The organism is Coriobacteriia bacterium (assembly GCA_031292615.1).
In the GTDB taxonomy this organism is placed as follows: domain Bacteria; phylum Actinomycetota; class Coriobacteriia; order Anaerosomatales; family JAAXUF01; genus JARLGT01.
In genome coordinates this window covers 1-8,739 of sequence record JARLGT010000044.1, presented here as the reverse complement: position 1 = coordinate 8,739, position 8,739 = coordinate 1, and the positions used below count along the sequence as shown (strand labels likewise).

The 8,739-nt window shown below is 63.5% G+C and carries 8 protein-coding genes and 2 rRNA genes; 8 read left to right on the top strand and 2 right to left on the bottom strand.

What is annotated here, in order from left to right:
• From P4L93_04255 to dcd, 5 genes are all read left to right on the top strand, one after another.
• A 23S ribosomal RNA gene (locus P4L93_04255) occupies positions 1-664 on the top strand; the annotation flags it as partial.
• 101 nt (positions 665-765) lie between these two features.
• Positions 766-880 (top strand): 5S ribosomal RNA (gene rrf / locus P4L93_04250).
• Between the two features lie 185 nt (positions 881-1,065).
• Positions 1,066-1,293 carry a NifU family protein gene (locus P4L93_04245; protein MDR3686153.1) on the top strand — a complete coding sequence of 76 codons (228 nt, stop codon included), beginning with the start codon at positions 1,066-1,068 and terminating at the stop codon, positions 1,291-1,293.
• Positions 1,294-1,600: 307 nt separating this feature from the next.
• Positions 1,601-3,892, top strand: coding sequence for a vitamin B12-dependent ribonucleotide reductase (locus P4L93_04240; protein ID MDR3686152.1), 2,292 nt, complete (start codon positions 1,601-1,603; stop codon positions 3,890-3,892).
• A gap of 91 nt (positions 3,893-3,983) precedes the next feature.
• Positions 3,984-4,553: a dCTP deaminase gene (dcd, locus tag P4L93_04235; protein ID MDR3686151.1), complete on the top strand. Its 570-nt coding sequence runs from the start codon at positions 3,984-3,986 to the stop codon at positions 4,551-4,553.
• 41 nt (positions 4,554-4,594) lie between these two features.
• On the opposite strand, the gene P4L93_04230 is transcribed toward dcd, so the two are convergent.
• A complete protein-coding gene (locus P4L93_04230) occupies positions 4,595-5,677 on the bottom strand; it encodes an FAD-dependent monooxygenase (GenBank protein MDR3686150.1) in 1,083 nt (360 codons plus the stop codon).
• Positions 5,678-5,807: 130 nt separating this feature from the next.
• On the opposite strand from P4L93_04230, the gene P4L93_04225 reads away from it, so the two are divergent.
• The 3 genes from P4L93_04225 (at position 5,808) to P4L93_04215 (ending at position 7,151) form a co-directional block, all read left to right on the top strand.
• Positions 5,808-6,053, top strand: coding sequence for a hypothetical protein (locus tag P4L93_04225; protein MDR3686149.1), 246 nt, complete (start codon positions 5,808-5,810; stop codon positions 6,051-6,053).
• Positions 6,054-6,143: 90 nt separating this feature from the next.
• The gene (locus P4L93_04220; GenBank protein MDR3686148.1) at positions 6,144-6,362 is read left to right on the top strand and encodes a hypothetical protein; all 219 of its coding nucleotides are present in this window, start codon (positions 6,144-6,146) and stop codon (positions 6,360-6,362) included.
• 21 nt (positions 6,363-6,383) lie between these two features.
• Positions 6,384-7,151 carry a hypothetical protein gene (locus tag P4L93_04215; GenBank protein MDR3686147.1) on the top strand — a complete coding sequence of 256 codons (768 nt, stop codon included), beginning with the start codon at positions 6,384-6,386 and terminating at the stop codon, positions 7,149-7,151.
• Between the two features lie 71 nt (positions 7,152-7,222).
• Here the strand turns inward: P4L93_04215 and P4L93_04210 are convergent, their stop codons facing one another.
• Positions 7,223-8,521 carry a DUF1015 domain-containing protein gene (locus P4L93_04210; GenBank protein MDR3686146.1) on the bottom strand — a complete coding sequence of 433 codons (1,299 nt, stop codon included), beginning with the start codon at positions 8,519-8,521 and terminating at the stop codon, positions 7,223-7,225.
• Between the last annotated feature and the right edge of the window lie 218 nt (positions 8,522-8,739).

Sequence of the window (8,739 nt, the reverse complement as noted above, 5' to 3'; positions counted from 1 at the left end):
GGGTAGTTTGACTGGGGCGGTCGCCTCCTAAAATGTAACGGAGGCGCACGTAAGGTTGGCTCAGAACGGTTGGCAATCGTTCGTAGAGTGCAAGAGCATAAGCCAGCTTGACTGCGAGTCCTACAAGTCGAGCAGACACGAAAGTGGGTTCTAGTGATCCGGCGGCTCAGAGTGGAATGGCCGTCGCTCAACGGATAAAAGGTACTCCGGGGATAACAGGCTGATCCTCCCCAAGAGTCCACATCGACGGGAGGGTTTGGCACCTCGATGTCGGCTCATCGCATCCTGGGGCTGTAGTAGGTCCCAAGGGTATGGCTGTTCGCCATTTAAAGCGGTACGCGAGCTGGGTTTAGAACGTCGTGAGACAGTTCGGTCCCTATCCACCGTGGGCGTAAGAGACTTGAAGGAAGCTGCTCCTAGTACGAGAGGACCGGAGCGGACGAACCTCTGGTGTACCAGTTGTCGACCAACGGCACCGCTGGTTAGCTACGTTCGGCAGGGATAACCGCTGAAAGCATCTAAGCGGGAAGCCCATCCTAAGATGAGGTCTCTCACTGGGTTAACCAGGTAAGGCCCCTCGTAGACTACGAGGTTGATAGGCTGCAGGTGTAAGCGCAGTAATGTGTTCAGCCGAGCAGTACTAATAGGCCGAGGTCTTGATCTCATTCTGAGAAGTGATCGCGCTATGCAGCATTCAGGGTGCAGGCCCTGGTGTATGCATTCACAACGGAATACGATTCCGACTGTTTAGAGCCGTCGGATGTGCTCAGTGGTTATGGCGGAGGGGGTACACCCGGTCCCATTCCGAACCCGGTAGTTAAGCCCTCCAGCGTCGATGGTACTGCGGCGTAGGCCGTGGGAGAGTAGAACGCTGCTGAGCACATCCGACGGCTCTTGTGCATTTGGAACGTGTTTCTCCTGCGGCCGGCTGGCCGATCGCGTCGCATCAGACGCATACTTGACCCGTTCACTCAGGATTGTGGTACGCTTCTCGCTATTCGAGGGCACCGGGATCGAATCCCGTTGCATGTTGAAGACCACGAACCCCGCATGAGGAGGGTCCCGATGATGGACAAGGCAACTGTACAGACGGTTCTCGATAAGATTCGTCCGGCCTTGCAGGCCGACGGCGGAGATGTCGAGCTCGTTGACGTGACCGAAGATGGCGTCGTCAAGGTCGCGCTTCAGGGCGCATGCCGAGGCTGCCCGATGTCTCAGCTGACGCTGGCCAACGGTGTCGAGCGCGTGCTGAAGGAGAACCTCCCCGAGGTCACAAGAGTCGAGCCCGTCTAGCGCGCTTCTCGCAGCTAACCCAAGCGCCGCGTCCGGCCCTCAAGCCTGACGTGGCGCTTTGCGCTTTCCTGCAGAGATCTGTCGACTTGGCGCCCAGCGCACCGTTCGCCGGGCGGCTAGTTCTGGGGTGTGAGCTACGTCACAAGCCGTATGGCGCAAGTTGGCCGCCGCTCGTCATCTACGCGTTGACGCACTAGATGTACGCTCGTACGATAGCCGAGCACCTATATGTTGTGTATGCGAGCGCCGCGCGGCTCGGGACTGGTGCGTCCTGCAAGGGCTGCTCGGCGAGGGAGAGGGGAACCAAATGGCGGAAGCCACCGGCGCGACTGGTTATTCGCGCGCCATCGATGACATTCTGAGCCCCAATGCAATCAAGGTGCTGCAGAAGCGCTACTTGCTGAAGGACGAGTCGGGCAATCCGCTCGAGAACCCATCGGACATGTTTGTCCGCGTTGCCGAGAACATCGCGGCGGCCGAGAGCGCCTGGGGAGCCACCGACGCGCAGGTGGCGGAGACGGCCCGCGATTTCTACGACCTCATGACTTCGCTGGAGTTCTTGCCGAACTCCCCGACGCTGATGAATGCTGGGCGCGAGCTCCAGCAGCTCTCGGCGTGCTTCGTTCTGCCAGTGGAAGACTCGATGGAGTCGATCTTCGGTGCCGTGCGCGATACGGCGCTGATTCACAAGTCCGGCGGCGGAACGGGATTCAGCTTCTCGCGTCTACGCCCAGGTGGAGATCAGGTCCGCTCGACGCAGGGCGTCTCGAGCGGCCCGGTCTCGTTCATGCGTGTCTTCAACCAGGCCACCGAGGCGGTCAAGCAGGGCGGCACACGCCGCGGCGCCAACATGGGCGTGCTGCGCATCGACCACCCGGATATCCTGCACTTCATCAGGTGCAAGGCCGACGGCGACTTCGCGAACTTCAACATCTCTGTCGCGCTGACCGAGAAGTTCATGGAGGCCGTCAAGGCGGGCACCGCCTACGACCTCATCAACCCGCGTGACAAGGCCGTTGTCGGCGAGTTGGACGCCCGTGAGGTCTACGACCTCATCGTCGAGATGGCCTGGGCGACCGGTGACCCCGGCATCATATTCATCGATCGCATGAACCGCGATAACCCCACGCCGCTGTTGGGGGAGATCGAGTCGACCAACCCCTGCGGCGAGCAGCCTCTTCTTCCGTACGAGGCCTGCAACCTTGGATCGATCAACCTCTCCCGCCTCGTGAAGCCGACCGAGAACGGGCCCGAAGTCGACTGGGATCGTCTCGCCGACATCGTCCATCGTGGCGTGCGCTTTCTCGACGACGTCATTCAGGTCAACAACTACCCCCTCCCGCAGATCGCCGAGTTGGTTGCGGGCAACCGCAAAATCGGTCTCGGCGTGATGGGCTGGGCCGACATGCTCATCAAGATGGGCATCGGCTACGACACCGAGGAAGGCGTGGCGCTGGGCGAGAAGGTCATGGGCTTCATCGATGCCGAGGGCAAATCGGCGTCCCGCAAGCTCGCCGAGACCCGCGGTGCATTCCCGAACTTCAAGGGTTCGATCTATGACACGCCGGAAGGCGGCGAGATTCGCAACGCGACGGTCACCACGATTGCCCCGACTGGCACGCTGTCGATCATCGCGAACTGCTCTTCCGGCGTTGAGCCACTGTTCGCCGTCTCCTACGTGCGCACTGTGATGGACAACGATCGCCTCGTCGAGGTCAATCCTCTCTTCGAGGAGATTGCCGTCAAGCGCGGCTTCTATAGCCGCGAGCTAATGCAGCTCATAGCCGACCACGGGTCGGTCCATGGCATCGATGAGGTTCCTGCCGACGTGCAGGCTGCGTTCGTGACGGCACACGACATCGCACCTATCTGGCACATTCGGATGCAGGCTGCGTTCCAGAAGCACACCGACAATGCCGTATCCAAGACGGTCAACTTCGACAACTCGGCAACCTCTGAAGACGTGCGCGCAGTCTACGACATGGCCTACGAGTCGGGCGTCAAGGGCGTCACGATCTATCGTGATGGCAGCAAGGACAACCAGGTCCTGACTACCGGCAAGAGCGGCAAGTCGAGTTCGGCCGGTGCTGTTGAGGAGACATTTGCTCGCGCTGGCGAGATCGAGCCGCGCCCTCGTCCGTCGATTACCCAAGGCCGCACCGAGAAGATACAGACCGGTTGTGGCTCGCTGTACGTCACGGTGAACTGGGACGAGTACGGCATGTGCGAGGTCTTCACGCAGATGGGAAAGTCTGGCGGTTGCGCGGCTTCGCAGTCTGAGGCGCTCTCACGGATGGTGTCGGTCGCCCTGCGCGCCGGCGTTGATCCGGCTGCAATCACCAAGCACCTGCGCGGCATCCGCTGCCCCTCACCGTGCTGGGCGGAGGGCGGCAAAGTGCTCTCGTGTGCCGACGCAGTGGGTATCGTCCTCGAGCACCAGGAGTCGTTCGCCGAGACGGGCGTGGCCGTCGCTGCGGTAAGCAAGCACGTCGACAACCTCGACAACCATTCGGGCGCGTGCCCGGAGTGTGGCGGTTCGCTTGAGCACGAAAGCGGCTGCGCAGTCTGCCGCTCGTGCGGCTACAGCAAGTGCGCCTAGAACGCGAAGACGCGCTCGTTGTTGGAGGTAGAACCGTGGCCCGCTCGGGGAATCCCCGGGCGGGCCACGTGACTTAGGGGAGGAAGCGCAGATGGTACTCAGCGATAGAACCATCCGACTGGAGATATCGGCGGGGAGGATCGTGGTCGACCCGCTCGACGGCGACGACATCCAGCCGTCAAGCGTCGACCTGCATCTGGGCGACGACTTCCAGGTGTTTCGCAACTCACGCTACCCCTACATCGACCCGGCGCGCGAGCAGGTCGGGCTCATGGAGCGGGTGTCAGCGTCGGTCGAGGAGCCGTTCGTGCTGCATCCTGGTGAGTTTGCGCTCGGAACGACCAACGAGCTCATCGGGCTACCCGACGACGTCGTAGGGCGGCTGGAGGGCAAGAGCTCTCTCGGACGACTGGGGCTCCTCATTCACTCCACGGCTGGATACGTCGATCCTGGCTGGCAGGGGAGGCTCACGCTCGAGCTCTCGAACGTCGCCAACCTGCCGATCGTGCTCACGCCTGGGATGAAGATCGGCCAGATATCGTTCTCTCAGATGACCACGCCTGTCGACCGGCCCTATGGGCACCCGGAACTCGGCAGCAAGTATCAGGGGCAGTACGACGCGACGCCAAGCAAGATGCACCTGAATAAGCGCGTCGGCTAGGCCGCGCCACTGTGTTTCCGCGACCGACAGCGCAGACGCGCTCAGAGGCCCTTGGTGATGCGGCTGACGATCGGCGTCGGTACGAAGCCCGCCAAGTACTTGCCAGCGCGTGACTCCATGAACGGCAGCCAGCGCAGCTTGCGAGCGATGTTGCGCGAGATGTCGTCGGCAGACGACCGGTAGCGCGACAGGGCGTTGCGGCCCGTGCCATCCGCGATTGCTTGACCTGCAAGTTGGCCGGTGTTCAGCGCGTAGGAGATTCCTTCACCCGAGCTTGGCGACATGAAGCCGCCCGCTTCGCCAGCCAGAAGGACGCGTCCGCTACCGAGGACGACGTCGCCGGGGTGACGGACCGATAGCGCGACCCACGCCTCACGCTTCTCGGAGGCGCCGAGTGGCAGTGCGGCCCGCAGCCGTTCGAGCACCTGCTCGTGCTTCTCGTACGGGCGCTTGGTTTTGGGGTAGAAGACCGAGCCAACGATCGCGACGTCGCCCTTGGGCACGACATAGGCGTAGGCGAACTCGTCGCCGATGTCTCGCATGTAAATGCAGTCGAAGAACGGTTCGATGTCGCCTTCGACTTTGCAGAAGTCCTGCAGCGTGACGTAGGTTCCGACGCTGCCCACTCCCAGCTTGCGGCGAACGCTCGATCGCGGGCCATCGGCGCCAACCAAGTTGCCGCACGACACAGTGTGGTCGGCGGCGTTCTTGAGCTGGACGCGCACTTCGTCGGTGTCCTGTTCGAAGCCCACGAGGCTCGTCGACCCTGCAACGGTGACGTTGTCGGGGAGGAGCGAGACGAGCCAGTCGTCGAATCCTCGGCGGTCGACGTTCAGGAAGCTTAGTTCCGTGGGTTTGAGGATCTTCCGGTCCCAGTCGTGGTAGCGGAAGTTCACGTATCGTGGCTCGAGAATCGACTCGCCAGGAAGCTCGCCAAAGCGCGACAGGAACTCCTGCGAGTACTCGTTGAGCATGCCGCCGCAGCTCTTGTCGCGCGGCAGCTGGGAGGCGTCGACGAGCAACACGTCGCCGCGCCGAGCGGCATGCAGCGCGGCCATCACGCCGGCAGGGCCAGCGCCGGCGACCACAGTGTCGTATTGGGTGTTCAAGGTGGGTTTAGGCATGAGTGGCAGTCTACCTTATTGAGAAGGGTTCATGGTGGCATGTGACCTGCTCGAATGGTGTTCGCCACTGCGTGCGGCGCTCCTGCAGCCGTAGTAGAATCGTGCGACCGCTAACTAGGAGGCAAAACGTATGGCGAAGTGCTGGGAACAGCGCGGTTGCGACGAAGACATGCAGCGCGAGTGTCCGCACTGCATTGAATACAAGGACAACTGCCCCACCAAGTGCGCGTTCGCGCAGTGCGATCGCGCGACCTATGAGCTGACGATCGACCCGGAGCTTGTGTTCGACGCCACCGTCGACCGCTCCGCGGCCATCAAGGACGGTTGCACGTTCTGCGCGTTCTTCCTGACGCACGGGCCGCGCATCCAGAGCTGATCGGTGCTCTGGGCGCGACCATTGTGCGGTGTCGGGGAAGGTACTCCCACAGGCGACCTGTGTCGCAATAACCGAACTGGGAGGAGCGTCATGCTCGACTACATCGAAGAGCCCGAGACGATCTTTGGCGTGCTACGCGCCGTCTACGTCGCCGGGTCGATAGCGTGCTTCTTGTTGGCGGCCCATCGAATCGCATACGCGCTCATGCTGACGGGGAGAGTTGCCGCCTACGATGCGCTTGAGGACGCCTACACTCCGGAAGAGCGCGAGGTCTTGATCCACAAGATCAAATTGCGCTCGCTTGCCTGAGTGGGATCGTCTCGAACTGGCGTGATCGAAGAGCTCGTTGCCTACGGGCGCGAGCTTGAGGCTGAAGGCGCCGCCCAGACGGGAGGCGCCTTCACCGCGTCTGTGGCCGCCAACGAGCTGCTGGAGTCCTCAGCAAACGCCTATCTGCTGGGTGTGCTGTTCACACAAGGGATTCCCGCCGAACGCGCTTGGGCGGGCCCCTATCTGCTACGGCAACGCCTGGGCACCCTCAGCCTCGACTGGCTCGCAGAGAACCCTGAGGTGGTACGAGCTGCCGTTCAGCAGCCGCCCATGATTCACCGGTTCAAGGAGACACTCCCGCGCTGGATCTCAGCGGCAGCGAGACGGCTGCTTGACGAGTACGGTGGCGATGCCGCGAACGTCTGGCCTGCTGGCGATAGCGTGATCGACGTGACCGAGCGGCTCTCGGCGTTCGACGGCATCGGGCGCAAGAAGGCCGTGATGGCCGTCGAGATCCTCACGCGTCACTTCGGCGTAGATCTCACTGGACGCGAGTGCGGCCAGGTTGCCTACGACGTACAGGTGCGCCGGGTCTTCCTGCGCTCGGGCCTCGTCGACGTGGACTCGCGTGAGGCGATAGAAGCCGCGGCAGCAGCTGCGTGTCCTGAGGCTCCAGGAACGCTCGATCTGCCAGCGTGGTTGATCGGCCGCGCGACGTGCCGACCAAAGCGTCCGCTGTGCGATGAGTGTCGGCTTGGTGCGGTGTGCCCGCGGCTGGTCGGCCGGAATGTGGAAGGCGTGGGCGTGCGCCGAGGCGCGCGGACGTAGGCCAGAGTGCGCGCGCAACCCAGCGGAGCGCAGCAGGCCTCGGCTCAAAGCAAAGCGGCCGGCATGCGGCGTTACTCGGCGGAGCGGAAGACCAGTCCGGAGAGCAGCTTGGGGTAGAAGTAGGTGCTCTTCTGCGGCATCGTCTCGCCAGCGAGGGCAACCGCACGCAGCTGATCCATTCGCGTGGGGCGCAAGACGAAGACCACGTCGTTGCCTACAGCGCGGTTGAGTGCGGCTTCAGCGCCCTTCACGAAGGACAGCCTGTCGAGCGTCTCGGGGCGATCTGGGTGGATGTCGAGCAGCGGGTCGAGGACGAGTTCTTGGAGCACCGCGACGTCGAGGTGCTTCCAGGCACGCGATCGCTCCAGCGGGATGATCGCGTCGATGTCGACGTCGTCCCGCAGGTACGCGATTCGCGGCGCGGCGTCGGCCGACGTCTTGACGAGGAATGCGGGCTCCTCGTGCGTCTCGAGTGCGTTCCAAGGCTTCTCGGCGGGGAGGTCGGCGAAGGCGAAGTGCGCCGAAAGCGCCTCGTAGAATGCAACGGGGTCGAGCTCACCGACCGGAGTGGCAACGCGGTGTGTGGGCATCACGACGAGCTCGGGGTCGTCCATGTTGACCAACGCCATCATCACGAAGTCGGAGGCTGCATCGACCGGGTGCAGTCCGGCGGCGGCTGCCGCTGCACTGCGCTCGTCTCGGAACGCGAGTGCCGTGGTGTAGCGGTGGTGGCCATCAGCGATGAAGATGCGCTTCTCGGCCAGCGCAGCGGTTACTGCGGCTGCGATCGCGGGGTCAGTTGCGGCCCACAGGCTGCTTCGCACTCCGTCGGCGTCGATCGCGGTGGCGATCGGGTCGCCGACAGCGATAGCGACGAACAGCGCATCGGTGGCGCCGTCGGGGTCGTCGAACAGGCCGAGAACCTGGCTCAAGTTTGCTCGCGTCGAGCGAATCAGCTCGAAGCGATCACCCAGCGCCTTAGGCAGGGTGCGCTCGTGCGGCAGGACGACACCCGCCGAGAACGGCTCAAGGCCGACCTCGACGATGAACGCGCGCCGGCGAACGAGCACGCCTGCGTGCGGCGTGAGCTGCTCGAGTACGTAGATGGCGGGGGCGGCGTCTTGGACGAGCACGCCCTGCTCGCGCCAAGCGTTCCAAGTCGCGGCACCGGTCGCGTAGCGGTTGCCCGGCGCGGTGGGGTCCAGCGGCCCGTCGGGGAGCTCGAGTGCGACGACGTTGTGGTCGTTGCCCGCGAGTAGCTCGGCGCGCTGCTCGGGCGAGATCACGTCGTAGGGGGGAGCGGTGAGGGAGGAGATGTCGCGCTCGGATTCGGCGTAGCGGTACGCGGCGAACGGGCGGACTCTGGCCATCTTCCAGGCTCCTTCTCGGCGGTGCGGCGGCGCTACCGTGGGCGTGCGTCCCGGTAGCCGAAACGTGGTCGTTCAGTCTAGCGCACGACTACTCAGACGTGAAGGCGCCTAGCGCATCACGAGCGGCAGCGCGTGCTGCAACACGACGAACGACGCCATCCCAGCGATGGTGGCGCCGACGAAGCTCCGCGTGAAGCGAAAGACGAGCGCCGTGATGG